Here is a 26,114-nt window from a genome sequence, read left to right as displayed (position 1 = left end):
TTCTAGATCTCCTTACCGAACCCATTTCGTTGTTGTAATTACCGTTCCTTTTGAATCGCCTTCAATACTGGATTCAATATCAAAACTGTCCATTAAACGTTTGACTCCTGGAAGACCTGCTCCAAGTCCGCCCGATGTTGTATAACCATCTTGCATTACTTTTCTGATGTCTACAATACCTGGACCTTTGTCTTTGGCAACAATAATCATTCCTTGTTTACCAGATTCACTTACTTTTTCAATACAGATTTCTCCTCGTCCAGCATAAAGGAAAATATTTCTAGCTAATTCACTGATGGCAGTTGTAATTCTTGCTTGGTCAACTGTTCCAAAACCAATTTCTTTGGATATTTTTCTACCTAGTTGCCTTGCAGCTACAATGTCCCATTCATTTATTATCTTTACACAGGATTGGAATGTCATGTTCATTCCCCCAATTCCTGTTTAAGTTTTTCCAGACCACTTTCAAGGTCCATCGCCGAAAGTACTCCGCTAAACGTGATCCCGAGTTCAATTAGTGTAATCGCAACTGCTGGTTGTATCCCAGTTACAACCACTTTTGCACCCATTAGTTTAGACATACTTACTACATCTCCAAGAATTTTTGCAATAAATGAATCAATAAAATCGATGGAAGTGATATCAATGACTACTCCTCTGGCCGACGTTTCATGGATTTTTGCAAGTAAATCTTCTTGGAATTCTACCGCAGTATGATCATCTAATTCACTCTGGATAGAAATTAATAAACATTCACCTAACTTTAAGATTGGTATCCCCACAGTATTCACCCCTCTTTTTCTACTATCTCTCTGTTCGTCAAGGCTAGCGCACGCTCCATGCCTTTTTTCATTGTGTTGGTCGTGATAATTTGATCTAATTCAATTCCTAGGTTAACGATTGTTTGCGCGATTTCTGGTCTAATCCCTACAAGCATCGCCTGACAGCCGACAAGTCTAACCGCTTCGGACGCCTGAATGATGTGATGCGCAACCATTGTATCAACAACAGGAACTCCCGTAATATCAATCAAAACCACTTCTGACCGATTTTTTACAACGCCTATTAGTAAGTTTTCTATGATTAACTTGGCTCTTTCTGTGTCAATCGTTCCAATTAGGGGCATTACAGAAATTTTTTCAAATATTGGCAAAAGTGGTGCCGATAATTCCTGTAGTGCACTTTTTTGGATAGAAACTGTCTTTTCCCACGTATCTGCGTAGGCAGTGACCACTTTGTTATACATGGAGGAAAGCCATGTTTCAAAGCGATAATAGGCATCATCTTCCGGTTTTTCTTCTCTCTTTAAAAATAAATCTTCATCTCTCATTGCTGTATATACTAAAAGCCCAAAAACACGTAGGCCAGTGGTGACAAAATGAATCGGCCAACCGAGGTGGACCACTTTCTCTGCAAAATCATCTAGTTTTTCATTGAATTTAGAGCCATTTTCGGTAACATTCGAAACAATTAAATCCACAAATTCTTTGCTAGTTTCTTCGTACATTGCTTCTTTTGCAATGTCGTTGATTAGCTGATCTGATTGTTTTTCCATTTCATTCATCCAATTGTTTAGTAAATCTGCTTTATTTGTACGGATGAAGTTTGCAAAATCTTTATACATCAGTTATTTTCCAACCTTTCTCCACTATTAAAAAAATTTTCTCTATAATTGTGCGGTTTGCTTAACTGCCTTTTAAAAAAGACATTAGAAACACATTTAGCGAGTATATTGATACGCGTTGTTTGTAGGTTTCTGATGTCCTTACTGTTTCTTCAGAGCAGTTAATTATTTCATTATGTATTAAACTATTATTTACGTCAGACCCTTTTGCCCTGCATTCATCATTGTATGTTATTTTTTTAGGATGGGGTTAAAATTCTACTACTCCTAGACTAACTTCAAGTGCCTTGTTTACCTTGGCCATTAACTCTTCGTCCAAATGTGTAATTTTGTCTGTCAGGCGCTGTTTGTCAATCGTTCTAATTTGTTCTAAAAGAATGACAGAATCTCTCTCAAAGCCATCTTTGCGAGTAGCTTCCACGTGTGTTGGCAATTTTGCTTTTTGAATTTTTGCAGTTATTGCTGCCACAATCACAGTTGGACTGAATCTATTACCAATATCATTTTGAATGATGAGAACAGGCCGTATTCCCCCTTGCTCGCTGCCGACCACGGGGGAAAGGTCCGCGTAGTATACATCACCACGCTTCACCATCAGCCATTAACCTCCTAAAATACTAATATTCCTGTCTTCTGCTTCTGCTTCGACATGGGTACACTCACATGCGATAGCGAAATTAATTGTCGCCATCTCTGCATAGCCGCGTTCCATCTCGTCTCTTAATTCGCGAGCCCTTTTCTCTTGTAAAAACTGTTGCGTTGCTTCCATTATAACTTCACTCCGCCCCATTTTTTCTTTTTCTACAACTACGTCGAGTTCTTGTATCATTTCCTGTGTCAGTTCTACGGATATTATCATCCGCTTTTCTTTCTCTAACACGTGTCACACCCCCAAAGCCTCGTACCTGTAAGTAACAACTATATCGTACCATTATCACGCCTTGAAGAAAAGAGTTATTTCGCATTTTATTGTTAAGAATGTTACAGTTCTAGCTGATGTACTCCCTTAAGTCCTATATATAGCTATAAAGTTTCATATGTTAGATTATAAACGCTTCTTCTAAAAAAAGCACGAATATTACCTCCTAATGAAGGTATTTTCTAGGTATTCGCTCGTTTAACAAACAGGTAACCTCGTAATTAATTGTATCTAAATAGTGAGCAGCGTCATCTGCTGTTATCACATTACCGTGATCCTCGCCAATTATCGTTACTTTTGAACCAGTTTGAAATTCGCGGGGCAGTTTTATGATGGTTTGATCCATACAAACGCGCCCTATAATTGGGGCAAATTCCCCGTCTACTAAAACATGAAAACCGCTGTAATGACGAATCAATCCGTCTGCATAGCCAATTGGCAACGTTGCAACCCATTCTCGTTCTGTTGCAGTGTAGGTTGCTCCATAGCTCACACTATCACCTGGTGCGAGTTCTTTTACATGAACCATCTCGGTATAGAGTGCAAGTGCTGGTTTAAGCTCAAACGGTAAGCTAGTTTTGATTTCTGTGGATGGGGTTAATCCATACATCGATATACCAAAGCGAATCGCATCAAAACCTATTTGTGGCTGTAATAAGGAAGCCGCTGAATTGGCGACATGTACATAAGTTGGGCGATTTTTTAAACTCGTTAAAATCGTTTGAAACTTAGCTAATTGTTGTTCGAAATAACTAGTTTCAAGTTGATCAGCTGTTGCAAAATGTGTGTAGATACCTTCTAGTTGTAGTTGGCTGTCGCTCGCGATCGTGGTTTCGATTTGCCGCGCCTCTTCTACCGTACGAATCCCAAGACGCCCCATACCGCTATCTACTTTTAAATGAATGCGAAGTGGCGCTTCTAATGTTAGGTTCTCTAGCCAGTCCTCTCTAAAAACAGTGAGAGAAATGTGGTTTTTAGCCGCCAAATTCGCATCTTCTTTTCTAGTTGCACCAAGAACAAGGATAAAGTCATCTTGAAATCCAGCTTCTCTAAGAGCCAGCGCCTCATCTAAAATGGCGACACAGAAACCTTTTGCACCAGCTTCTTTCGCTGTTCTAGCAACTTCGATAATTCCGTGCCCATACGCATTAGCTTTGACAACTGCCCATAAATCCACATTTTCCGGGAGTTTCCTTTGTTCATTTTTTATATTTTCGCGTATTGCTGCGCGGTCTATTTCAATCCATGTAGGACGATGCCAGCCTATCACCATGATTGTTCACGTTCCTTTCTAAATTTCAATTATCACTTGAGCTGCGGCTGATCTAGCTGTGTGGGTAATGCTAACAAAAATGTTTTCGCCTGATTTGACTGGTAAAGTAACATGGGGGCGACCATCTTCTACTTGCAAGATTTCGACATCCGTAAAACTTAAATGTTTGCCAAAACCAGTTCCATTCGCCTTTGCATATGCTTCCTTAGCTGCAAAACGTCCAGCTAAAAATTCGATTTTGCGATTACCTTCGTATTTTTCAAACTGCTCAATTTCTTTAATTGTTAAAACGCGTTCGATAAAGCGCGGATTCTTTTCCACAACTTGTTTTACACGTTCCAAATCTATCATGTCTAGTCCAATTCCTTTAATCATGTTACACCTCTTCCAAGTATTCTGCTAATTCCTTAATAGCTGTTTGTGCCCCAGCGATGCAATCAGGAATACCAACACCTTCGTAGCTCATTCCTGCAAAATAAACACCCGGGTAATCTGCCTTAATGTTCTTTTTCAATTGTTTTAGCCGGTCTTGGTGATTGACTAAGTATTGTGGCATCGCGGATTTCATTCGGCTTACTTCATAAAAAAGTGGTGCGGCGTGAAGGTCCATAATTTCCGCATAATCTGTCAAAACAGCCGAAACGATTGCTTCATCGCTTGCTTGCTCTAACCAAGTTTCCCCTGCTTTTCCAACAAAGCCTCGTAGTAACATTTTATTCTTTGGCACCATATGCGGCCATTTTTTCTGCACCCATGTACAAGCGGTGGTTTTATACGGCGCAGTTCTAGCAACTAAGTAACCCGTCCCATCAGGTAAAATCGGTACATCTTGTTCATTATATGCTAATGAGACAGTTGCAAGAGTCGTGAGCGGTTGTCCTGCAAATGGTTCTGTCGTTGTTTTTGCTAATAAATGAATGAGTGCATCATGTGTGGCAGCGATAATGACGCCATCAGCTTCCATTTTATCGCCATCTGCAAACGAAATTTCGTAAGAGCTATTCTTTTTTGCAATATGCGTTGCTTGTTTTGCTGTATGCACGTTTTCCTTTGGAAGTGCGGCGGCAATGGCTTTCGGTAAAGCGTCTAGCCCGCCTTCTAAAGTTCGGAAAGCACCAATAGTTGCTTTTGTACCTGTCGTTTGCATGCTACTTTCTTTTAAACCATCCATCAAATTTCCATATTTTTTAACCGTTTGTTCGAATTGCGGAAAAGTGGCGCGTAAACTCATTTTGTATATATCCCCGGCATAAATTCCTGATAAAAGTGGTTCGATAATTGTTTTGACTAATTCTTTGCCGAATCGCGCTTCAAAGAAATCGCCAAGTGCTTGATCTTGTTCTTGGTTATTTCGTTCTATTGTTGGTTCTTGAAGTGCCCGAGCTTTGCCAATTTCCGATACAAGTGTGCTTGCTAGCAGCGCTTCTTTGTCTGTCGGAATTCCCATCACAGAGCCTTCTGGAATCGGATGAAGCGCTTTTTGATGATAAATATAGGATCTTCCGGTCGCATTCGCAATCAGCTTATCTTCGAGTCCTAAATCCTTCACTAAGCTCACACCAGCTGGTTTTCTTGCTAAAAAGGAGTCTGGCCCTTTTTCCATTAAAAATCCGTCTCGTTTGACCGTTTCAAATTTCCCGCCTAGTTTTTCGTCTTTCTCTACTAATTCCCAAGTATAATTCGGATGTGTTTTTTGTAGTTCATACGCTGCTGCCAGCCCTGATAAGCCGCCTCCGATAATGACTATATGTTTCACTACTTAACCAATCCTCTCTATCCACGCTTTCGTTTATTCTATCTATTTTACCAGATTTCTGGGTAATTGAACAAAAAATAAAAGAACAGCCATTTCCAAAATTGCAGACGCTATGAATCAGCGAATTTTGGGAAATGACGTGTTCTTTTTTAATTTGTTGTTTTGGACGGGCTGTACCAGTTGTATACCTTGATAGCCAGATCTTGATTGATATAGCGAACATAAGCTTCCGTGCTCGTACTTCCTGATTTAAGCCAAACATTTAAGTGTCTTGATCCGCCTTTTTCCATCCAAATGCTTTGTCTTAAGCTCAAACCTTGAATTCGCTCTTTGCGGATAATGTGCGTTAACTTGGAGAAAATAGGGCGTGACTGGACAAGGAGGGTGTGCTTATCTGTGAAAACTCCGGTCGCACGGTAACTGGCTATCCCTTTTATCCCTGCTAAAATTGGCAAAATAATGCTAATGAAGCCAAGTGGGAAAAATAAAATACTTGCTACAGCAGCTGGGATAATTGTCCAGATTAAGTAAATCTGCAAAAATCTGCGCAAACTGGCTTTTGGAGCACGTTCCATTTTTTCTATTTCAAATAAATAATCTGGTAGCATTTCTTTTAACGTTTTTAAGGCCAACTCTTTTTTCATAATAGGCAAAAGTAAAATGTCTCCGGATAGTTTTTCATCACCTGAGTTCCCAGCAGTAGTAACTTTGACCGCTACTAAGCCTAACATTTGTCGTAGTGGTGATTCGATGATGGTGATTCCTTGAATGCGCGAAAGTGAAATAGTTGTATGGTTTCGTTCTAATAACCCTTTTTCTACCACAAGTGAATGGGGATATTTCATCAATTTGAACTGGAAATACTTGAACAATGTCGTCACAATGGATATTCCCCATAATACTAAAAGAATTAAGACGATTAATACAATTAGCACGATAATGCCCATTTTCCATAATTGTTCTGCTTGGGCTTCCATCCAGTCTGTCGGAATGACTTCTCGGAATTGTTGCATGAATGCTAGAACGATAAGGAGAGTCCCGAAAACGCCACCGGATGTTACTGCCATTAAAATAAGCTGTTTTGTTTGTAGCATGACCGTTTTTTCTGGCGCTTCTGCCACTTCTACTGTGGTTTCCTCGGTTTCTGGCACGGCTTCTTGGATGTCCGCTTTTTTACCATCGCGTAAATCTTTTAATTCGTCTACTACGCCAACTGGTACAGCGACTAAATCAGCTTCTGCTTTCCCATTACCGCCAGCTGTTTCGATTAAAATTTGGCAGACATTAAATGGGATAAAGAAAAACCATTGTTTCTTTTGGACGGTTTGGATGCGTTCGTAAGGTATGTATGTATTTTTTCGGAAAATCAAACCGTATTTGATGCGAATCCCTTGATCTTCGAGGGTGTACTTGTAAGTTATGTATTTTAAGACTGCGGGGGTTAAAATGAGTAATATAACGATGACAATAATTAAATATACAGCCCAGTCCGGCAAATAACCGTTACTATTAACAGCGCGAAAAACAGAAAACAAACCGACGACGATAGGAACAATATTGCGCCTTACGTTCGTGATAATTTCTTTAATAAGGGCAATTGGATGGAGGCGCCTTTCTTCAAACATCTTCTTTCGCCACCTTCACAAGTTCAAGAATATGATGTCTAAGTTCATCTGATTCAGACTCGTTTACCGCTTCAATCTTATGTGTTTTGGCAGCAGTTGTAATTGATAAGGAAACAAGTTTTTGTCTTCTAAGTAGTGGACCTTGCTCCGTTTCCACGTGTTGAATGCGAATCATCGGGATTAAGACACGACTTCTAAAAATAATGCCGTGCTGAATTTCCATTTCGTCTGGTTTAATTTGGTAACTCCAACGTGCAAAACGAAATGGAATAATAAATAAGTAAATAAAGGCAGCATAAAGTACCGTTAATCCAAAACCGATAGCACTCCACCACACAGAAACTCCTGTATAATACAAAATAATTGCCGCTGCAACCGAACAAAGCAGAAAAACAAGAACAGCAATTCCCTCTGTTTGCCGCCAAACTGTTTTAATTTTCTCCGGTAATTTCTTTTCTAAATTATCAAGTTCCATTGCTCTACTCCTTTTTTCTTTTATCTTACGTTAAAAACAGCTAAATTGGTAGCGATTTTTTAAATCTATCATGTTTTATTCATAGTTTGTTCATATTTCTTTTTTATAATATAACAAGAAGAGGTGAGTAGGATGAAGAAAAAAGGTTATGTTCTATTAATAATAGCGCTTTTGTCGCTAACTTTAAATTGGCTTCCAGAAATAGCCCACGCGCAAAAAGAAGCAACTGGAAGTACCTATACAACGGCTACATCAAGCGAATTAATGGAAATGTTTCTACCTTATTCCATTCAAAACCCTTATATTGAAACGACAAAAAATAGTGCAGAGATAATGTTTGTAACAGAGGAAGTTGCTACCATCACTGCTAAAACAAATAACCAAACCCAAAATATTTCTGGTCATACTGAAAACCATCAATTTACATTAGCTAATTTGCAACCTGGAAATAATTTAGTGACAATAACAGCGACAATGGCAGATGGGACAACCGAGAGCAAAACCATCACAATTAACCTTCCAGACAAGCCAAAGAAAGGCTCTAAATCGTTTCATGATCAAACTAAAAACCAACAAATGACGCATCGAAAAAAAGGACATTTATTATAGTGAAAAAAGAAGCACTCCTCATATGAATGAGCGCTTCTTTTTTTCACTATTTTCTACGTCCAAATATGAAACCAAGTGCGACTAAACTTGCCCCAGTTACAAATGGGATAAGTGGATTTGTATCTCCAGTATGCGGCAAAATCCCTGTTGCTTCGACGACTCCATCTACTCTCGTTGTGCTCGCCACTTTTTGCACTGGTGGCACGGTTATTTTAGATAAGAGTGTTTTTTCAATGGTTAATTGTAATTTTTGGCCGGCTTGAAGCGTGTTTGATGTGAGGTTGTTCCAGTCTTTGATTTCTGCCACAGTAACATCGAACTTTTTAGCTACTCCTGGTAAAGTATCGCCATCTTTTACTTTATAAACGACTTTGATTTTGCCATTTTGTTCGGAATCTTTGACAACTTCCAGTGGTCCAAAATCAGTTTCGACTGTTTTTTCAATCGGTTGCTTTTCAGCTGGGATAAATGGTGGTTCTTCTTTCACTGGGGGAACTGGTGGTGTTCCGTTTCCTTGTCCACCACTACCGTAATCATTCACTGTCGCGTTTCTCGACACTGGGTCTAAGTTATCACCAGATAAAGTTGCTTTATTTGTATAGCTTTTTTGTTTCGTCGTAATTTTCGTATCATACGTAATCACAACAGATTGATTATTTAACGTACCAATAGATAATTCAAAATTCCGATTGGCATCCAGTGTAATTGGTTGGATATTGGTGGCTATCACTTTTTTGTTGGCATCGCGGTATTTGATTGTTGCATTTCCAAGCAAGTTTTGCCCTGAACCAAGTGTATCCGTGTAAACCGCATTATCAATAGGTGTTAGCGCATTATTTAAAGTAACGGTCCAATGTAAAATGCTTAAGTCTTTATCATCCATTCGCCCTTGTTTAAAAACGATTGTTGGTGAACCTGTACCGCCACCAGTATTAACTTTGCTAATAAAGGCATTTATCGTTTGGGTCGTATTTTTCACAGGAAAAGGAATGGGATTTACTTGGTCTATTTGAATATTTTTGCTGTTAAAAGTTGCGTTATAATAAAGGCTGCCACTTAAATTTGTATGTGTATTTACGTAGTCGGTAAAAGTTAATGTAATCGTTCCCGTTGCTTGATCAATGGTTGCATTTGCGATAGTATTTCCTTGCGAATCCATGAGAGGAAATCCGCCATAATTAATTAATTTTAGCTGATTAGGAATAGTAAGCGTCATTGTTTCTCCGCTTGCAACGGGCTGTGTGATGACAAAATCATACGCCACTCGCACTTTGCTATTTTCCTTAAAATTCGTTGCTTGTTCCCCGTTTTGATTTTGTAATGCTACATTAGTAAAAAAACTGCTCCCGTAATCTGTTGCAGCTTCTGCTTTTGGACTTAAAAATCCAATGATAATTAAACATATAATTGCAAATACCAACCATCTTTTTTTCATTTGTTTCATTCCCCCTTAAAACATCTATCTTTATAGTTCCCACAACATACTTGTTAAAAACCGTACAATGATTTTGCGCACAAAAAAAACGCCAGAACAAGTCTGACGTTTTTCTTTTATAGCTGTAATAAATACTCATAGCTGGCTTCTAGTGTTTCGAACATAGTTCGTTTAGATCTATCTTGTTCAATGCAATAGTACTCGACTCCGTTTGCTTCACCCCATTCAATAATAGCGCGAAAATCCACTTCACCTTCTCCTATTTCAACTAAATTATTATCCATATCTTCTAGTTCAAAACCGCTCACAAAATCTTTCATATGAACAATTGGCGCGCGGCCGCTGTAGCGTTTAATAAATTCTGTTTCATCATGTCCAGCTGCACGAATCCAGTAGGTATCAGGTTCTGCATAAATGCAAATACCGTCAACTGGGTCGGTAATATAGTCCATCACTCTGCGACCATGAATGCATTCATTGAAATCATACTCTGGATTGTGAAGACCAATGCGAAAACCGAGTGGGTGTAGCTTTTCCGCCGCATTAATTAACGCCGCTTTTGTCGCCGTGTAACCCGCTGTCGTTTGGTCCTCTTCTTCAATATATTTGTCAAAAACAGTTTTACAATCAAAGAAATAAGCTTCCTCAATGATACCATCCAAATCATTCATAAAACGATCGTGCTTGATGTGCATGCCAATCACTTTTAGCTCATATTTTTGTAGTAAACGGCGTACCTCCGCAGGATCATTGCCACGCATACCATCGAGTTGCACATATCGAAAACCGATTTCATGTATTTTCCGGAGTGTACCTTCTAAATCGCGCTCCATTTCTTTTCGTACAGAATAAAGTTGGACTGCTATTTTTTCTTTTATATTCATTGCTTCTCCGCCTTTCCTTATGCCTTTAAATCCAGCCAATCAACCTCAGACGCTGTTAATGTAATTCCGGCTGCTGCAACAGAAGATTGAAGTTCAGCAGCATTTTCTGGACCGATGACCGCGGCTGTCGGGAATGATTGCGTTAGTACATAAGCAAGCGAAATTTGAATCGGGGTGCAACCTTTTTGGTTAGCTAGTTGCTTGGCGCGACTGTATCTTTCCCAGTTCGCCTCACTATAATAAACTTCCACCATTTCCGTATCGCTCTTGTCTTCCTCAGAAAACCTACCAGAGAAAAATCCGCCTGCTTGCGAAGACCAAGAAAATAGTGGCAAATTCGTCGCCTCATGCCAGCGAATCATCTCTTCATTTGCTGAGACACAATTTTCCCAGCGTGGTCGATTCACTTTTGCCAAACTAAAATTAGGACTGTTAAAGCTTAGTGGTGTCAAACCGTGGCTCACTGCATATTCATTCGCTTCGATAATACGCGAGAGCTCCCAGTTTGAAAGTCCGATAGCATAAACACGGCCATCTTCCACTTCTTTATGCATCGCCTCCATAATAGGACCCACTTCCACTTCTGGATTGTCGCGATGAAGTGCGAACAATTCAACATGATCTGTTTGTAGCGTATCTAAACTAACCGAAATATCTTCGTGAATTGCTTCCGGAGTAACCCGCGGCACGTCGCTTGCTTCCCGAACTGGATGCCCGCCTTTCGTCTGAATAATAACACTATCCCGATTTCCTCGCGCTTTCATCCACGTACCAATCGCTTTTTCACTATGACGATAATGGCGCGCCGTATCAAAAATATTCCCGCCCATTTCAAAATATTGATCTAGTACTGGGCCAGCAAAATCCATATTATCTGCCCGTAAGAAATCTCCAGCACCCATCACTAAATTAGAGCAAGCTATCTCGATTTTTTGTCCATTTTTTCTTCCATTAACGATAATCTTTTCCATTATGATTCCACCCCACTTGCGGCAATTTTATCGACTACAAGCGTTGTATTTGACTCTTTTACGAGTGTTGCAGGGATCGCTACTGTCGGTTCTTTTTCCACTACTTGTTTCACGATATCGATTTTTTTCTCGCCAGTTGCTATTAAATATATTTCTTTCGCCGCTAAAATTTGTTGCATCCCAAGAGAAATTCCATGTGTAAGTGGCAAATCGGTATCAAAATATTTGCTCATAACGCGTTTCGTTACATCGTCTAGTTCCACAACATGACAGTTCACATCTACTGGCACAAATGGCTCATTGAAGCCAATATGCCCGTTAAGTCCAATCCCTAGCAAAATAAAATCTATTCCGCCGCGGTCGTCGATAAACTTGTCTACACGAGCGCATTCATCCGTTAAACTCGTTGCTTTCCCGTCAAAAAAGCAAATTTGTTCACTAGAAACATTTTTCAAACGATCAAAAAATGCATCATAGAGTGTTTGGATACAGCTACCTTTTGTTTCGCGTCCAAGGCCAACCCATTCATCCAAACCAACAAATTGCGTTTCACTAAAATCTACTTCGCCTGCTTGATTCGCTTTAATAAGCGCTTCTATTGTTAGTAAAGGCGTATCTCCACCAGCAATGCAAATTAAACTTGCAGGTTTTTCCTTTACCAATTCAATGATTCTTTGGCTCACTGTTTCCGCCACGAGTTGCTCATTTTCATTAATAATTAGTTTCATTTTAAAATCAACCTTTCTTATTAGAAATCCAAGTCTAGTGCATCGTGCGCTGCTTGGCGTTCTGATACAACTTCTTCTTCTTTAATCAAGCTCTTTTCATACATTTTGAAGAACGGATAGTACATGCAAACGGCTGCCGCGAGAACAAAGATGATTAAAATAATCGCGCGCCAATCCATTGTTGCCAAATACTGCGCGAGTGGAATTGGTGTGCCACCAACATTCGCAATCGGTGGACGCACCCAACCAAAGTGGAACACAAACCATTGTCCTACTGCTAAAATTGGCGTCCCAAGTACGAATGGAATAAATAAATACGGATTAAAACAGATTGGTAAACCGAATACAACTGGTTCAGAAATTGTGAAAATCGCTGGAACAACGGACACTTTTCCGACCGCTTTTAATTCTCTTGATTTACTAAATAGCGCAAGGATAACTAATGCACCTGTAATACCAGAACCAGAGAAGCCCATAAAGTAATCCCAGAAGTTTGGCGCAAATACGTGCGGAATTGGTTCTCCTGCCGCATATGCAGCCGCATTTGCTCCTAGATATTGTGTCATAAATGGCAGCACAAAACCAATCAAAATCGCATAACCATTTAGACCGATAAACCAGAATAGCATTTCAAGGAAACAAATAAGGAAAACCGCATAAGGCGTATCAATACTATTAATTGCCGGAGCTAGCATCGTCGTAAAGGCTTCCGGAATAATTTGACCGCTAGTGACACTTTGCATTAAAATACTGAGTCCAACAGCACTGAACAGCAGTACTACTAGTGGAATGATTGCTTCAAAAGTAGTCGCAATCCCCGCTGGTAACCCTTTAATTCGAATCGTAATATTTTTTCTAATAAATAAACCGATAAGTTCTACAGAAATCAGAGCTGCAAAAATGGCGATAAATAGCCCTCTTGAATCCAGAAATTCTGTATTAAGCACCCCGTCAACCATTTTCGTATTGAGGATGAGCGTCACCATAACAGCAGCCATCACACTATGTAACACAGGTACTTTCATTTGTTTTGCGTGGCTATAGGAAATTGTTATAGCAGCATAAATCGATAGTAATCCAAACGTAAATTGAAACGGTAAGTTAAGCGCTGCTGCATTTTGAACAAAGAATTCTTTCACAACAGAACCTGCTGGAAACATATTTCCGATTGCTGAAATAATCAGGGAAAATGATCCAATAATTAAAACCGAGATCAAAGCAATCATCCCATTTTTTATTGAGGAAATATGACGTTGTTTTTCAATTCTAGCTGCGACAGGTTCAAAATATTTCTCCATAAAAGCAATAAAACGGTTCATAAAAGATTGTTTGTTTTTACTCGACATGTTGTTTCCCTCCACTTTTTTATTTGTTCATTTTAAGAATAATTGCGTCTTTTAAAATGTTTGCACCATTAACCGTGCCGTAATCTTTCGTATCGATGACTTGGATCGGTTTATTATATTCCGCCGCAATTTCACTTAGATGTTTGAGTTGGTGTTTAATTTGAGGACCGACTAAAATAACGTCAAAGTCTTCAATATGTTCGCGTAATTCCCCTGCTGGGTGCGCCTCAATCTTCACATCTGTATTCGTGAGCTTTTCACTATTTTGAGCGATTTCCTTCATTTTTGTAACCATTACTCCAGTAGATGCACCTAAGTTACAAACTAAAAGTACATGTAATTGTTCCATTTCCATTTACTTTTCCTCCTCTTTTCTTAAAGTCTTCATTTCTTGATGCATTTCAATCATTTCTCGAATTAAAGTTGATGCTAAGATAGTATTCATTAATGTATCTTGCGCATGTACGAGTAAAACAGAGAAATTTGCTTGTTCCCCTCTTGTTTCTTGAATAAGCATTTCCGTTTGTACTTTGTGCGCTTCAATCATTAAATCATCTGCTTCTTTTAAAAGTTGTTCTACTAATTCTGAATTTGATTCTTTTGCGGCCTGTAATGCTTCAATTAATTTAGAAAATGAATCCCCCGCTAGTGAAATTAATGAAAACGATATTTTTTCTATGTCCATTATGAAACCCTCTCTCATTCAAAGATAGCTGACTTAACGTAATGGTAAATATCACGTTTTGAGCTAGCCATTTTAATTTTTTGCATTTTTTCTTCGTCCAGCGCTAACTTCATTAATTGTTCCACGATCAAGTGCGCTTCTTTTGTTTTTAAAGCTAATGTAAAAATGACATGAACCGGCTCCTCGTATCTATCGAAAAACATAATGCCATCTTCAATAATCGTCACCCCAATGCCATCCATCAAAACACCATCACTTGCCCCCGCGTGTGCAATTACTACGCCTGGTGCAACGACCATATAAGGCCCGTATGCTTTTAAGTTATGAATAATTTTTTCATGATAACTCGGCTCAATGACTTCTAAATGCTCCAAACATTTTGTTCCAAGCTTAATTGCTTGCCTCCATGTTGGGCATGTTTCTTCCATAACAATCGCTTCTTCTGTAAACTCAAACGGTGGTATAAGCCTTTTTGGTGTTTCACCTTCATCCGATATAAGCGCTTCCAATAAATCGAATTCTAATTTACTTAAATTAGTAATTTGCGTATTTTCGCCAATAATTGCTAAAATCTTGCTAAACTTATTAATAATCTGTTTATCACTTTTGACGAGTTTCATACGTAAATGTTTTTGCAGTAATTCCATATCCTCTTTTTGCAAATAGCTGTGAATTCGGAGTACTTTCGCGTCTTGCATATCTGGTAAATCCACTGTGCTAATCACAAAATCAAAATCAGCCATCATCGCGCGTTTGAACTTTCTGAGGCCAATTGTTTGAATCGACTCAAACTCAAACATACGCTTTAACTGAATCGCAATCATTTTTGAAACAGCCACACCTTCCGGGCAAATAATCAGCAAATTTGGCTTCATTTCAACAGTTTGTTTATTACGTTGTACCTCAGATGCAAAATAAATAGCTAAAAATGAAATTTCTTGAGAGCTGACAGAAATCGGCAATAACGGCTTCAGTGCTTCCAAGCTTTCCTTCACACGCATAAAAATTTCCCGATTGTCGCGCATAAATTCATTAAAAATCGGATTCTCGATAGTGACTCCGGCACGAACACGCCTAATCATTAACTTAATGTGTGCTTTGATTTGCGTGAAAAAATCCGTATCGCCATGCACAAAATCCACTTGATAAATTTCGCCCATTTTTTCGCAAATACCTGTTACAAATGCTTCAATTACCGCCTCATCTTCACGCCCATATTGATACTGCTTCAAAGACCCAATAATAGTTTCTAACGCCTGATCAAGTTCATCTTTAATCGTAAAATCTGCTGTAAACTGAAAATCCGGTTTGGCTTCATGTTGCTTCAGTAAAATCGCAATGAGCGTTAAGTAAAGCTGCTCATCCATCGCGCGCGTCATATTCTCCTCCACCGAATGCGCCTCACGATTCACCTCCTGCAAAATCTCCAGTTCAAAAAGATTATAAAAAAATAACTCGCCTTTTTTAGATAAGCTATTTTCCGAATCTAAAAACTGATAAAATTCGCGGATATTAATAAAACGTAAGAAACTTCTAGCAAAAAGGGATGTTTTCGTAATTAGATTTCCAGTTACTAGAAAACCATGACGAGGTTGATGTGATAAATCTAAATTATTTAAAAAAAGTTCTCCTTCAATAGCACGTAGATGATTAAGTACAGAGGATCTTGAAATAAACAGAACTTCTTCAAAATAAGTAACCGGGAGCACTTCTTCACTTAAAAGCAGTTTGAGCAATAAAAATTGCTGCACTTCTTCTTGGCTGTAACGATATTTTTTCGGCGTAATTTGTTGTTTAAATTTACGCACGACCGGATTTACGATATTCTTTTCCGGAAGTAGCACCCCTTTCCTTGTATGTCTGATAAGAGCTGGTAATGTTTGCTCATGGAGAAAAATATCGATTTTTTCCAAACTATAACGAACACTTCGCTCCGAACATCCAAGCGCGTTAGAAATATAACCAATATTTTTAAAATCTTCCTGCTCCATAAGAAAATCTAAAATTTGAATACACTGCTGATTTAGTTTCATCAGGTATCACTCCTCTTTCTAAATTCAATTTATCATTTTCATGATAGGGCTTACAATAAGCTATATAGCTATTTTTGTCAGACATGTAGGGACAAAAAAACTATCCATTTTACTATAACTGGAAAAAAACCTTGCCGGAATAGGTCGTAGCTACTGAAAGCACAAAAAAAGCCTTCTACATCCACTGTAAAAGGCCTATTATTTGAACTATTTATCTTTTTTCATATAGGAAGTTAAAATAATTGCGATGAAAACCATTAAAAATCCAACAATCGGGGTATACCCCAAACCAATATATTCCGTAACTAATCCACCAATAAATGCGCCAATTGCTATCCCAACATTAAAAGCTGAAATATTAAGCGCCGAAGCCATGCTCACCGTTTCTGGCAAATACCGCTCTGCCAATTGCACGACATATAGCTGCAAACCAGACACATTCATAAAGGCAAAAAATCCCATCAACATAATAGTCATTAATCCAAAAATCGCATTGGTCGATGTAAATTGAAGTAATAATAACGTAATCCCTTGCAAACTAAACATCACGAAAAGTGCCTTAGCTGGGCGCTCATTCGCAAAATGCCCACCAATTGTATTCCCAATCGCAACCATCACACCATACACAATAAGTAAAATAACAATCATGCTCGTAGAATAGCCCATTCCGCTAAACATCGGCGATAAATACGTATAAACCACAAAAGTACCACCATAGCCAAATGCTGTCATGAGTAACACCATCACGATTTTTTTATTAACTAATAATTGTCCAATCGCTTTAAACGAAATACTTTTTCCATTGGATAAGTTTTTCGGCACGAGGAAAAAATTAGCAATAATCGCAATCACGCCAATCGCAACAATAAACAGGAATGACATCCGCCAACCAAATAGTTGCCCGATAAACGTCCCAAGTGGCACCCCTGTCACAGTCGCCACCGTCAACCCTGTAAACATCACCGCAATCGCACTAGCTCGTTTACTCGGATGAACGACATCGGCTGCGATAACCGAAGCAATCGACATAAACACCCCGTGCGCAAACGCCGCAACTACGCGCCCAGTAAGGAGCATTCCAAAACTCACAGCAAATGCCGAGACAAGATTCCCTATCAGAAACACGAGCATGACTAATAATAACAAATTTTTACGATTCATCTTCGCCGTCATAGTTGTTAAAACCGGCGCTCCAACCATCACACCAAGTGCGTAAATCGATACAGTCAAACCAGCCGTACTAATTGACACACCCATACTAGAAGAAATCAGCGGAAGCAGCCCCACACTAATAAATTCTGTTGAACCAATCCCAAACGCACTAATCGCAAGCGCTAAAAGTGTCAAATTAGGATTTACTTTTTTCATATCCACATCGTTCCCCCCTAAAAAATTGCAAATTGTTTCGTTCTGTTATACAGTATCTTATATACCGTACAGAATAACAAGAAGGTACTTAAAAGTCATATAGATACTAAAAAGTGCCTATAGGAGGATTACGATGACTAAAGTATATAATATCGGCGTAGAAGCTACACTAGAAGTTATAGGCGGAAAATGGAAACCAGTCATCCTTTGCCATTTACGCGAAGGCAAAAAACGAACTGGCGAATTAAAGCGACTCATTCCCAACATCACACAAAAAATGCTCACACAACAATTGCGCGAGCTGGAAAAATCTGGGGTTATTGTCCGTAAAGTATATGAACAAATCCCACCAAAAGTCGAGTATTCATTGAGTGAATACGGCGAATCGTTGTCGGAGATTTTGAACAAACTTTGCTTATGGGGCGAGAATCATGTGGATCTTTTGCTGACAAAAAACGAAGATATTGTTCTTCTAAACCGCGATTAAGGAAAAACAGCCATCTAAAAAGATGGCTGTTTTTAATCAATCATTTTACGAAAGTTTAACCGTTTATTTAATAGATACATTAACGGAATCCCGACACCCATTACAATAAACTCACTTGCAGCAGTGGTTGCCCAAGTAATTAGGAACGGTAAGTCAAAAACAATTACTAACTCCCAAGCGATAATTGCCATCGTTAACGAGAAGAGAATCGTATTAATAATCATCCGCGGAATAATTCCTTTAACGTATTTAGAAATTCCAATCATTAGTAAAAGGGAAATAGCCGATTGTGCTACGCCAAAAACTAAATCAATCCACCCTAATCCAGAAAAGAATAAATTCGTAATAAAAACACCTACGATAATACCCCAAAAGTATTTTTTATTAAAGACGATTAGGTGGTTAAAGATTTCTGGTATTCTAAATTGTAATGCCATAAACCCAATTGGTGCAACAATCATCCCGAGCACTACATACAGTGCGGCGATAATTGCATTCACCGTCAAAATTTTCATTTTCATTATTTTTCCTCCTAGTTTTTTTACGTGGGATGGTATGAATGAACCACGTGTGGCAATTTTGCCAACATGCTATTTTCTCATATTTGGAAGTTAATGTAAATGGCTTATATGCATAAAAAAACGGCTACCTTTACAGGTAGCCGTTTGTCTAATAATCTTATTTAGATTTTTGTGAGTAGTTGCCTTTGTTGCCGCCGCTGCGTTGTTCTCCGCCACCACGACGATCACGATTGCCAGAGCCGCTTCCGCCGCCACTACGACGACCTTTGCCGCTGTTGTTACGATCGCGGTAGCTTCCGCCTTTGCCGCTTCCGCCGCGATAGCCGCCACCTTTGCCGCCTTTACCATTTTTACCTTTGTAGCCACCGCCACCACGGGATGGTAATGGACGCTCTTCAGTAATATGGACAGGCGTTTTGTCTGGCTCTTTCGCTAACATTTTAAGCATTGCTGCTGCGATGTCAGTTGCATCGTATTTTTCAAGAAGTTCGTTAGCAAACGTTTTGTAGTCAGCTAAGTTTTCTTCTGTGATTGCTTCTTGAATTTTTTCAGTTGCTACGCGTAATTGGCCTGCAAATGCTTCGTCCCAAGTAGGAGCTTGAAGTGGTTGCATACGTTTCTTCGTAGTTTCTTCCACAATACGTAAATAACCCATTTCACGAGGTTGTACGAAAGTAATCGCCATACCTTCTTTACCAGCACGGCCAGTACGACCGATACGGTGAACATAGCTTTCTGGATCTTGTGGAATATCATAGTTATATACATGTGTTACGCCGGAAATATCAAGTCCACGAGCTGCAACGTCTGTTGCAACTAGAACATCAATTTTTCCTTCTTTAAATTTGCGTAGTACGCTCATACGTTTTGCTTGCGTTAAGTCACCGTGGATACCTTCTGCCACGTAACCACGCATATCAAGCGCGCGAGATAGTTCATCTACACGACGTTTCGTACGACCAAAAACAATTGCTAGTTCTGGTGCTTGAACGTCTAATAAACGAGATAATACGTCAAATTTTTCTTTTTCATGCACTTTTACGAAGAATTGTTCGATTAATAGTGCAGTCATTTCTTTCGCTTTAATACGAATAAGTTCTGGGCTATGCATGAAACGTTCACCGATACGGCGAATTGGATCAGGCATTGTTGCAGAAAATAGTAAAGTTTGACGTTCTGCTGGTACTTCTTTTAGAATAGTTTCGATATCATCAATGAAGCCCATGTTTAGCATTTCGTCTGCTTCATCTAGTACAAGTGTTTCCACGTGATCTAGTTTCAGTGTGCGACGGTTAATATGATCCAAAATACGTCCTGGCGTACCAACTACGATTTGTGGGTTTTTCTTAAGTGAACGGATTTGACGGCTGATATCACTACCACCGTAAACCGCTAGCACACGTACATGTTTGTCATAGCTAAGTTTATAAAGCTCTTCAGAAACTTGGATTGCAAGTTCACGTGTTGGAGCAATAATTAAAGCTTGTACGTTGTTACTCTTTTGGTCAATTTTGTGAATCATTGGAAGACCAAAAGCGGCTGTTTTACCAGTACCTGTTTGTGCTTGCCCGATTAAGTCTTTACCTGCTAGTCCTAGTGGAATTGTCTTTTCTTGGATTGGTGTTGCTTCTTCAAACCCCATCCGATTTACTGATTTTACAATTTTTTCGTCCAGTCCGAACTCCGAAAATTTTGTCAATGTCATTTCTCCTTTACCTGTTTAAAGTTTGGTAGGAGAGCTACTTTTATAATTCATCACAATACGCTTATTACGATTGTTTGTCTGTTCATTTGCAGTTGTTTTTATGAAAACTGCTATCTTTCATTTTCATTTTTCTGCAATAGAAAAGCCTGGGCGCACCAAGCAAAATGATTCACGGCATCAGAAAATTTCTCTGCCATTATAGCAGTTCTAACGCATCAAATAAAAAAGCCCTCATTAATCACTAGGCTAAATATAAACCTAATAAACTTCCATCTATCATCATAACACACTAACTATTTCTTTTCAACGTCAAAAGCTCATCTTTCCTTGCTATTATCGAATAAAAAAAGTTAATTCTTTTTAAATGTGCGCTTATTCAGGTTTTTCAGCAATTTTTATAGATAAATCTTTTAAAAAAAGCTGAAAATCGTCCGAAAACAATTTCCAGCTTTTTATTAATCCCATTTGGCTAAAACGCGTTTTTTCAACTCATCCATAGCTTTTGTCGCTATTTCTTCTGTTTCACCGATTGTTTGGAAATAGATTTTGCATTTCGGTTCCGTTCCAGAAGGACGTATTGCAAACCAGGCGTTATCGTTTAAGTAAAATTTTAAAACATTTTCTTTTGGTAGCTCTATGTTTGTCATTTCCATCGTTGAAAGATTGGTTCGCTTACTCGTTAGAAAGTCTTCTAAAACCGTTATTCCGGGAATAAAAGTTGGCTCTTTGCGCAAAGCGTCTATTACTTGATTCATTTTAGTAGTTCCATCGCTATCATCTAGCGTAATCGTGTGCAAGTGTTCTTTATGATAGCCGAACTTTTCATATAAATTGGTTAGCTTTTGAAGAAGTGTTTTTCCTTCTTTTTTATAGAAAAGGGCCATTTCTGCTGTCAGTAATGCTGCTTGCACGGCGTCTTTGTCTCGAACAAATGGCGCGATTAAATAACCGTAACTTTCTTCGTATCCAAAAAGGAAGTTTTTTTCCGTATCTTCCATTTCGGCTATTTTCTCACCGATGTATTTGAATCCAGTAAGCGTTTGGATATGATTAATTCCAAAGTCATCAGCGATTCTTCCACCTAAGTCCCCAGTGACAATCGTATTAATCATCGTATCTGCCTGAGTTACCGACGTTTTTGCTTCTAAAATATACTGTAAAAGTAGTGCTCCTAGCTGATTCCCCGTTAAAATTTGGTACGTAGCTTGCTTGGTTAAAACAGCTACCCCTAGTCTATCAGCATCCGGATCTGTCGCCAAAATAATGTCGGCTTGTATTTCTTTCGCCTGCTTTTTGGCTAGTTCGAAACTATTTTCTTCTTCCGGATTAGGGGAAATGACTGTCGGGAACTCTCCGTCAGGCTCACTTTGCTCGGCGACCATGGTCGTTTCCGAAAAACCATTTTCCAAAAGTCCGCGCATGACAAGTTCTTTTCCAGCACCATGAAGCGGCGTGTAGCAAATCCGTAGTTCATTCCCGTAATCAGCAAGTAAATTAGGGCGAGAAATGACTGCTGTTAAAGCTTTTAAATAAGCATCGTCCATTTCTTTTCCTAGCGTCATAACGAGTGGATTGGGTAATTCGCGCACTGGTATGGTAAAGATATCCGTTATGTTTTCTAAATAGCTAGCAATCTCCTGCGCTACACCTAATGTGATTTGGCAGCCATTTTTATCATATACTTTGAAACCGTTATAGATAGAAGGATTGTGACTTGCGGTAATTACCACGCCAGCGAATGCTCCCTTTTCTCGAACGCAAAAAGATAGCGCTGGTGTTGGGCGAATCGTATCGGATAAATAAACGTTGATTCCCTGCGCAGCCAGGACCTTTGCCGTTTCCTTCGCAAAAGCACCCGAATGATGTCTGGAGTCATACGCAATTGCAACGCCCATTTCGGCTCCTCCGTTTGCGACAACATAATCTCCCAAACCTTTCGCGACTCGTCTAATGGTAAAAAGATTGATGCGCTTTGTTCCAACACCCATTTTACCGCGCATCCCTCCAGTACCAAATGTTAAGTAACCGTCAAAACGTTCTTGCTCTTGTTCCACTTGTTGTAATTCACGGCGCCACTCATCTGATAAATCGGCATTTTGCCAAGCGTTCAAATGTTGTTGCCAAGTCATTTGTCTTCCACTTCTAACTGATGTAAAATTTCGCTGATTTTCATGTCACAGCCCGCCATAGAAGTATCCGCCACGCCGTAATACATATGCAGCGTATCACCTTCTTGAATGGCCCCACATGCGAAAACAACATCACCGAAGAAACCATTTTTCTCATAATCTGCAACTGGCTCTAAAATAGGCGTTTTCGTTCTTTTTAATACAATCGTTGGGTCGTTTAAATCAAGAAGCGCCGCACCCATTACGTAACGATTTTCTTCTGTTGCTCCGTGATACAAAATTAGCCAACCTTCTTCTGTTTTAATCGGCACACATCCGCCGCCAACTCGGCCACTATCATATTCACCAGGACGAATACCAAGCAAATGACGATGATCACCAAAACTGCGCAAATCTGGGGAAGAAGCAATCCAAATATCTAAATTACCAATACTTTTCAAACTTGGACGATGTAGGGCATAATATTTCCCGTTAATTTTTTCTGGAAAAATTAGTACATCTTTATTTTCAGGAGCAAAGATATTTCCTTGATACTCCAAATTTTCGAAGTCTTTTGTGGTCACTAATGCATCTGCTACGCCAAACTCAGATACCGCGCTAAAATTCACATGATAAGTATCCTCGATTTGCGTCACGCGAGCATCTTCAATCCCAAATGTTTGATACTCATTAAATGGATATAAAAATGGTTTTTCATCTAATGTAAACTGATGACCATCCTTACTACGAGCAATTCGAATATACGAAAGAGATGTTAAATACGAAAAACCTTCTAATTTTGCTTTGCTGCGAATCATTCGCGGATCTTCAAAATCATAATTTTCATCATCTAATCGGAATGGTTGTAATTCTAATTCTTTACTTTTCGCATTATAAACTGGTGCAAGGACTACTTCTGGATCCTCACTGACTGGTTGTTCTGCCACACGAAGAAGCAGCAATACTTCGCCGTTATACTCGGCAACACCGGCGTTAAACGCGCCAATCACTTCAAAACCTTCATGGATTGGTTTTACGTCTAAAGGTGTAATTAATGGGTTTTCTTCATAACGATAAATGTTCATTTCTATTCAAAACTCCTACTATTAGTTATTTTTAAACGGATCGGGAATTGTTATTTTTTGCGCATCAGAATCGCCAATTCCCGCGTAAAGTGTCGCAGTACCATCCGAATTTCTGATTAAACCACCACTAAATACAACGTCCGCTAAATCAGGTCTTTTCGGCTCACTAGGTGCAAAATTAGCACGTTCCGCAATTATTCTTTCTTGCTCGATTTGTGAAAAATCTTCATTCAATTGAAAAGAACATGCATAATAATGACGATTACCCGCTTCATCAAAACAAGCGATATGACCAAGCACGCCAATTCTCTCATCTTCTAACAAATGAAGCTCATTTCCACCACCCCATTCCTCTCCTGAAAAATTCCGTTTCAAAAGTGGTGCAGCTTCAATTTTCTCTATAGTTAATTCTGCCAGTGATTCCGTAACGATTGCGCCGATTTTACCTCGACCGCCCTTTTCACCTTGAGGTCTTGTTAATACTAAAACACGCCCATCTGCTAATTCTTTGATACGCAAATCTTTCATACCAATTGGCCCAGAAAAAACTTGCTCGAAATCAGTAAGTGAGGTTGCTCGATATAAATTAGTACGCCAATCTAACATAGCCGGGTCTGTTTCTTTCGGAAAAACCTCCACCCCGCCAATAATTAACTCGCCACGAACAAATGTAACAAATGGATCTTGTAGCGCTAAAACAGTTGTATTTTCAACTAATTGATATTTGTTCGTCTCTGTTTTTTCAAAAAAGCGTACTTCCGAAAACTCGCTATCACGTGATTCCACTCGACCTGCAATATATTCTTTCCCCAGCCAATGAAATGGTGCCGTAATATTGTATACATCTTTGTCACCAGCACCATTCAGCAGAATACGAGTTCCAAACGCAGTATTATTTTCCCGATAAACTTGCAGCAATTTTTCGATTGAGTCCATTTTATCCCTCCACTTTAAGCGCGATTCCAGTATGCGCGCCCATTCTAATACCATTTTCTGCCATCATCGCTTCTCCAAAAACAAGCCGATAGTTCCCCTGAAGCGAATAAGTTACCTCTTTCTCACCAAAATGAAGTAAAAAGATAAAATCACCTCGCTGATAACTGAGTACTTCTCCATTCAACTTCAAAAAAGTATATTCCATCTCTTTAAAATCATTTTCTTTACGAAATGCGAGTAATGCTTGATAAAAATCCCACATCATCCGTGCTTCTTCTTCCGGCAAAATCGCCATTTTAATCCACGATTCACCAAGAGTAAATGGCTTTCCATCTGGGAAAATCATCGGCCCACGTGCTTTGTCACGCGTTTTTTCAATAGCGATTTCGAGTGCTTGTTTTTCATCTGTACCAGTTTGTAAAGCTTGATAGTACGCTGCTGTTCCTTGAATATCGCGCATCTCTTTTACGGAAGAAAACGTTAAATCAGGCATACCCACCTCTTCTCCGTAGTATATAAACGGCACGCCTTTCGCAGTTAACATTAAAAATGCGAGCAACTGGGTCTTTACTATGTCTCCAGATGCGAGGCGACTTCTGAACCTGCTCATATCATGACTTCCAAAGAAAAGCGTCGGCCACTGCCCTTCGTTTAATGCCGTTTCCATCTCATTCAATGTCGTAAATACAGATTTTGCATCTAGCTGATTAACACTGCCAAAATTAAAATTAAACGTGACATCTAGCATTTTTTTCGAGCTATATCGAGCAATTTCAGGTAACTTATCCGAGCTAATTTCGCCTACTAAAAAGACGTCGCGCTCTTTTCGACAAAAGGAAGCGATATCCTCTAACGCTTGTTCTAATCCACTCTGATTACGGTCATACACATGCTCCATTTCACTAGATACGACTGGATTATCCGGAAATTCAAGCACGAGCGTTAAATTATTGATAACATCTAACCTGAATCCCGCCACTCCCTCATTCAACCAAAACGCTAAAACTTGCTCCATTTCTGCGCGAACAGCTTTATTCGCCCAGTTTAAGTCAGCTTGTTCTTTTGCAAAACTATGATAGTAATACTCGCCAGTAAGTTCATCCATTTCCCAAGCAGAACCACCAAAAAACGATTCCCAATTATTTGGCTTTTCTCGCCAAATATAATAATCTCGTTTAGGATTCGTCTTACTACTACGCGATTCCTTAAACCAAGCATGCTCTGTTGACGAATGATTTAATACTAAGTCGATAATAACCTTTATTTCTCTCGCATCTGCCGCTTTCATAAATGCTCGAAAATCAGTCATATCGCCGTAATCCGGGTTAATATCGCAGTAATCCGACACATCATAACCATTATCCACTTGCGGTGAAGGATAAAATGGAGTCAGCCAAATACCATCAATTCCCAAATCCACTAGATAATCTAACCTGCTCGTTAAACCTTTAAAATCACCCAAACCATCACCATTACTATCTTGAAATGATTTCATATAAATTTCATAAAACACACTACGACGCCAAAACTCCAAGTTTAGT

Annotated in this window: 27 protein-coding genes; 2 read left to right on the top strand and 25 right to left on the bottom strand. The window is 39.2% G+C overall.

Annotated elements, in window-relative coordinates; all coding sequences use genetic code 11:
* Nucleotides 1–12: 12 nt before the first annotated feature.
* From HRK21_RS10225 to HRK21_RS10180, 10 genes are all read right to left on the bottom strand, one after another.
* Nucleotides 13–423, bottom strand: a complete 411-nt coding sequence (locus tag HRK21_RS10225) for an anti-sigma regulatory factor (protein WP_003738506.1) — start codon at nucleotides 421–423, stop codon at nucleotides 13–15.
* Nucleotides 424–425: 2 nt separating this feature from the next.
* Nucleotides 426–782, bottom strand: coding sequence for an STAS domain-containing protein (locus HRK21_RS10220; RefSeq protein ID WP_003721457.1), 357 nt, complete (start codon nucleotides 780–782; stop codon nucleotides 426–428).
* A 5-nt stretch (nucleotides 783–787) separates the two neighbouring features.
* On the bottom strand, nucleotides 788–1,624 hold the full coding sequence (gene rsbRA / locus HRK21_RS10215) for an RsbT co-antagonist protein RsbRA (protein ID WP_003724817.1): 837 nt from the start codon (nucleotides 1,622–1,624) through the stop codon (nucleotides 788–790).
* 250 nt (nucleotides 1,625–1,874) lie between these two features.
* Nucleotides 1,875–2,222, bottom strand: coding sequence for a type II toxin-antitoxin system PemK/MazF family toxin (locus HRK21_RS10210; RefSeq protein WP_031695189.1), 348 nt, complete (start codon nucleotides 2,220–2,222; stop codon nucleotides 1,875–1,877).
* A 3-nt stretch (nucleotides 2,223–2,225) separates the two neighbouring features.
* Nucleotides 2,226–2,504: a CopG family ribbon-helix-helix protein gene (locus HRK21_RS10205; RefSeq protein ID WP_003724816.1), complete on the bottom strand. Its 279-nt coding sequence runs from the start codon at nucleotides 2,502–2,504 to the stop codon at nucleotides 2,226–2,228.
* Between the two features lie 205 nt (nucleotides 2,505–2,709).
* The gene (gene alr, locus HRK21_RS10200) at nucleotides 2,710–3,816 is read right to left on the bottom strand and encodes an alanine racemase (RefSeq protein ID WP_003738504.1); all 1,107 of its coding nucleotides are present in this window, start codon (nucleotides 3,814–3,816) and stop codon (nucleotides 2,710–2,712) included.
* A gap of 18 nt (nucleotides 3,817–3,834) precedes the next feature.
* Nucleotides 3,835–4,191, bottom strand: coding sequence for a holo-ACP synthase (gene acpS / locus HRK21_RS10195; RefSeq protein WP_070006794.1), 357 nt, complete (start codon nucleotides 4,189–4,191; stop codon nucleotides 3,835–3,837).
* Between the two features lies 1 nt (nucleotide 4,192).
* Nucleotides 4,193–5,572 carry a protoporphyrinogen oxidase gene (gene hemG / locus HRK21_RS10190; RefSeq protein ID WP_070006793.1) on the bottom strand — a complete coding sequence of 460 codons (1,380 nt, stop codon included), beginning with the start codon at nucleotides 5,570–5,572 and terminating at the stop codon, nucleotides 4,193–4,195.
* A 149-nt stretch (nucleotides 5,573–5,721) separates the two neighbouring features.
* Nucleotides 5,722–7,197 carry a PH domain-containing protein gene (locus tag HRK21_RS10185; RefSeq protein WP_070006792.1) on the bottom strand — a complete coding sequence of 492 codons (1,476 nt, stop codon included), beginning with the start codon at nucleotides 7,195–7,197 and terminating at the stop codon, nucleotides 5,722–5,724.
* Nucleotides 7,190–7,672, bottom strand: a complete 483-nt coding sequence (locus HRK21_RS10180) for a PH domain-containing protein (protein ID WP_069888483.1) — start codon at nucleotides 7,670–7,672, stop codon at nucleotides 7,190–7,192. Before HRK21_RS10180 ends, HRK21_RS10185 begins: the two co-directional genes overlap by 8 nt.
* Before the next feature lie 132 nt (nucleotides 7,673–7,804).
* On the opposite strand from HRK21_RS10180, the gene HRK21_RS10175 reads away from it, so the two are divergent.
* Entirely contained in the window at nucleotides 7,805–8,281 is a 477-nt protein-coding gene (locus HRK21_RS10175) for a hypothetical protein (RefSeq protein WP_070006791.1), read from the top strand.
* Nucleotides 8,282–8,327: 46 nt separating this feature from the next.
* Here HRK21_RS10175 and HRK21_RS10170 read toward each other — a convergent pair whose 3' ends face one another.
* From HRK21_RS10170 to HRK21_RS10130, 9 genes are all read right to left on the bottom strand, one after another.
* The gene (locus tag HRK21_RS10170; protein ID WP_070006790.1) at nucleotides 8,328–9,716 is read right to left on the bottom strand and encodes a collagen binding domain-containing protein; all 1,389 of its coding nucleotides are present in this window, start codon (nucleotides 9,714–9,716) and stop codon (nucleotides 8,328–8,330) included.
* A 116-nt stretch (nucleotides 9,717–9,832) separates the two neighbouring features.
* The gene (locus HRK21_RS10165; RefSeq protein WP_070006789.1) at nucleotides 9,833–10,600 is read right to left on the bottom strand and encodes a sugar phosphate isomerase/epimerase family protein; all 768 of its coding nucleotides are present in this window, start codon (nucleotides 10,598–10,600) and stop codon (nucleotides 9,833–9,835) included.
* 17 nt (nucleotides 10,601–10,617) lie between these two features.
* Nucleotides 10,618–11,571 (bottom strand): aldo/keto reductase, encoded by a 954-nt coding sequence (locus HRK21_RS10160; protein WP_069888479.1) that lies wholly within the window; start codon nucleotides 11,569–11,571, stop codon nucleotides 10,618–10,620.
* Nucleotides 11,571–12,299, bottom strand: coding sequence for a glucosamine-6-phosphate deaminase (locus HRK21_RS10155; RefSeq protein WP_069888478.1), 729 nt, complete (start codon nucleotides 12,297–12,299; stop codon nucleotides 11,571–11,573). The genes HRK21_RS10160 and HRK21_RS10155 overlap by 1 nt, the downstream gene beginning before the upstream one ends.
* 20 nt (nucleotides 12,300–12,319) lie before the next feature.
* Nucleotides 12,320–13,645 carry a PTS sugar transporter subunit IIC gene (locus HRK21_RS10150; protein WP_003721442.1) on the bottom strand — a complete coding sequence of 442 codons (1,326 nt, stop codon included), beginning with the start codon at nucleotides 13,643–13,645 and terminating at the stop codon, nucleotides 12,320–12,322.
* A gap of 19 nt (nucleotides 13,646–13,664) precedes the next feature.
* Nucleotides 13,665–14,000, bottom strand: coding sequence for a PTS sugar transporter subunit IIB (locus tag HRK21_RS10145; protein WP_070006788.1), 336 nt, complete (start codon nucleotides 13,998–14,000; stop codon nucleotides 13,665–13,667).
* The gene (locus HRK21_RS10140) at nucleotides 14,001–14,330 is read right to left on the bottom strand and encodes a PTS lactose/cellobiose transporter subunit IIA (protein ID WP_003738493.1); all 330 of its coding nucleotides are present in this window, start codon (nucleotides 14,328–14,330) and stop codon (nucleotides 14,001–14,003) included.
* A gap of 14 nt (nucleotides 14,331–14,344) precedes the next feature.
* Nucleotides 14,345–16,363: a BglG family transcription antiterminator gene (locus HRK21_RS10135; protein ID WP_070006787.1), complete on the bottom strand. Its 2,019-nt coding sequence runs from the start codon at nucleotides 16,361–16,363 to the stop codon at nucleotides 14,345–14,347.
* Between the two features lie 207 nt (nucleotides 16,364–16,570).
* Nucleotides 16,571–17,737 carry an MFS transporter gene (locus HRK21_RS10130; RefSeq protein ID WP_077952768.1) on the bottom strand — a complete coding sequence of 389 codons (1,167 nt, stop codon included), beginning with the start codon at nucleotides 17,735–17,737 and terminating at the stop codon, nucleotides 16,571–16,573.
* A 127-nt stretch (nucleotides 17,738–17,864) separates the two neighbouring features.
* Here HRK21_RS10130 and HRK21_RS10125 point away from each other — a divergent pair, with 127 nt between their 5' ends.
* Nucleotides 17,865–18,218, top strand: coding sequence for a winged helix-turn-helix transcriptional regulator (locus HRK21_RS10125; RefSeq protein ID WP_003738490.1), 354 nt, complete (start codon nucleotides 17,865–17,867; stop codon nucleotides 18,216–18,218).
* A gap of 32 nt (nucleotides 18,219–18,250) precedes the next feature.
* Here HRK21_RS10125 and HRK21_RS10120 read toward each other — a convergent pair whose 3' ends face one another.
* From HRK21_RS10120 to HRK21_RS10095, 6 genes are all read right to left on the bottom strand, one after another.
* Entirely contained in the window at nucleotides 18,251–18,739 is a 489-nt protein-coding gene (locus HRK21_RS10120) for a QueT transporter family protein (protein WP_003724800.1), read from the bottom strand.
* Between the two features lie 157 nt (nucleotides 18,740–18,896).
* On the bottom strand, nucleotides 18,897–20,438 hold the full coding sequence (gene cshA / locus HRK21_RS10115; protein WP_077952767.1) for a degradosome RNA helicase CshA: 1,542 nt from the start codon (nucleotides 20,436–20,438) through the stop codon (nucleotides 18,897–18,899).
* 461 nt (nucleotides 20,439–20,899) lie between these two features.
* Nucleotides 20,900–22,573: a phospho-sugar mutase gene (locus HRK21_RS10110; RefSeq protein WP_070006785.1), complete on the bottom strand. Its 1,674-nt coding sequence runs from the start codon at nucleotides 22,571–22,573 to the stop codon at nucleotides 20,900–20,902.
* Complete coding sequence (locus HRK21_RS10105) at nucleotides 22,570–23,637, bottom strand: BtaManbiosPhlase (RefSeq protein WP_070006784.1); 1,068 nt, start codon at nucleotides 23,635–23,637, stop codon at nucleotides 22,570–22,572. Before HRK21_RS10105 ends, HRK21_RS10110 begins: the two co-directional genes overlap by 4 nt.
* A gap of 21 nt (nucleotides 23,638–23,658) precedes the next feature.
* The gene (locus HRK21_RS10100; RefSeq protein WP_070006783.1) at nucleotides 23,659–24,573 is read right to left on the bottom strand and encodes an MTP-1 family protein; all 915 of its coding nucleotides are present in this window, start codon (nucleotides 24,571–24,573) and stop codon (nucleotides 23,659–23,661) included.
* Nucleotide 24,574: 1 nt separating this feature from the next.
* The gene (locus HRK21_RS10095; RefSeq protein ID WP_070006782.1) at nucleotides 24,575–26,107 is read right to left on the bottom strand and encodes an alpha-amylase family glycosyl hydrolase; all 1,533 of its coding nucleotides are present in this window, start codon (nucleotides 26,105–26,107) and stop codon (nucleotides 24,575–24,577) included.
* Between the last annotated feature and the right edge of the window lie 7 nt (nucleotides 26,108–26,114).

The organism is Listeria monocytogenes, from assembly GCF_013282665.1.
Lineage (GTDB): Bacteria > Bacillota > Bacilli > Lactobacillales > Listeriaceae > Listeria > Listeria monocytogenes_C.
Note: the sequence above shows the minus strand (reverse complement) of the source record. Positions and strands in the feature narration are given on the sequence as shown.

Excerpts from the sequence above, each read along its gene's own strand:
- HRK21_RS10225 (WP_003738506.1), bottom strand. The coding sequence starts at position 423 with ATGACATTCCAATCCTGTGTAAAGATAATAAATGAATGGGACATTGTA.
- rsbRA (WP_003724817.1), bottom strand. The coding sequence starts at position 1,624 with ATGTATAAAGATTTTGCAAACTTCATCCGTACAAATAAAGCAGATTTA.
- alr (WP_003738504.1), bottom strand. The coding sequence starts at position 3,816 with ATGGTGATAGGCTGGCATCGTCCTACATGGATTGAAATAGACCGCGCA.
- acpS (WP_070006794.1), bottom strand. The coding sequence starts at position 4,191 with ATGATTAAAGGAATTGGACTAGACATGATAGATTTGGAACGTGTAAAA.
- HRK21_RS10185 (WP_070006792.1), bottom strand. The coding sequence starts at position 7,197 with ATGTTTGAAGAAAGGCGCCTCCATCCAATTGCCCTTATTAAAGAAATT.
- HRK21_RS10180 (WP_069888483.1), bottom strand. The coding sequence starts at position 7,672 with ATGGAACTTGATAATTTAGAAAAGAAATTACCGGAGAAAATTAAAACA.
- HRK21_RS10175 (WP_070006791.1), top strand. The coding sequence starts at position 7,805 with ATGAAGAAAAAAGGTTATGTTCTATTAATAATAGCGCTTTTGTCGCTA.
- HRK21_RS10170 (WP_070006790.1), bottom strand. The coding sequence starts at position 9,716 with ATGAAAAAAAGATGGTTGGTATTTGCAATTATATGTTTAATTATCATT.
- HRK21_RS10165 (WP_070006789.1), bottom strand. The coding sequence starts at position 10,600 with ATGAATATAAAAGAAAAAATAGCAGTCCAACTTTATTCTGTACGAAAA.
- HRK21_RS10160 (WP_069888479.1), bottom strand. The coding sequence starts at position 11,571 with ATGGAAAAGATTATCGTTAATGGAAGAAAAAATGGACAAAAAATCGAG.
- HRK21_RS10155 (WP_069888478.1), bottom strand. The coding sequence starts at position 12,299 with ATGAAACTAATTATTAATGAAAATGAGCAACTCGTGGCGGAAACAGTG.
- HRK21_RS10150 (WP_003721442.1), bottom strand. The coding sequence starts at position 13,645 with ATGTCGAGTAAAAACAAACAATCTTTTATGAACCGTTTTATTGCTTTT.
- HRK21_RS10145 (WP_070006788.1), bottom strand. The coding sequence starts at position 14,000 with ATGGAAATGGAACAATTACATGTACTTTTAGTTTGTAACTTAGGTGCA.
- HRK21_RS10140 (WP_003738493.1), bottom strand. The coding sequence starts at position 14,330 with ATGGACATAGAAAAAATATCGTTTTCATTAATTTCACTAGCGGGGGAT.
- HRK21_RS10135 (WP_070006787.1), bottom strand. The coding sequence starts at position 16,363 with ATGAAACTAAATCAGCAGTGTATTCAAATTTTAGATTTTCTTATGGAG.
- HRK21_RS10125 (WP_003738490.1), top strand. The coding sequence starts at position 17,865 with ATGACTAAAGTATATAATATCGGCGTAGAAGCTACACTAGAAGTTATA.
- HRK21_RS10120 (WP_003724800.1), bottom strand. The coding sequence starts at position 18,739 with ATGAAAATGAAAATTTTGACGGTGAATGCAATTATCGCCGCACTGTAT.
- HRK21_RS10110 (WP_070006785.1), bottom strand. The coding sequence starts at position 22,573 with ATGACTTGGCAACAACATTTGAACGCTTGGCAAAATGCCGATTTATCA.
- HRK21_RS10105 (WP_070006784.1), bottom strand. The coding sequence starts at position 23,637 with ATGAACATTTATCGTTATGAAGAAAACCCATTAATTACACCTTTAGAC.
- HRK21_RS10100 (WP_070006783.1), bottom strand. The coding sequence starts at position 24,573 with ATGGACTCAATCGAAAAATTGCTGCAAGTTTATCGGGAAAATAATACT.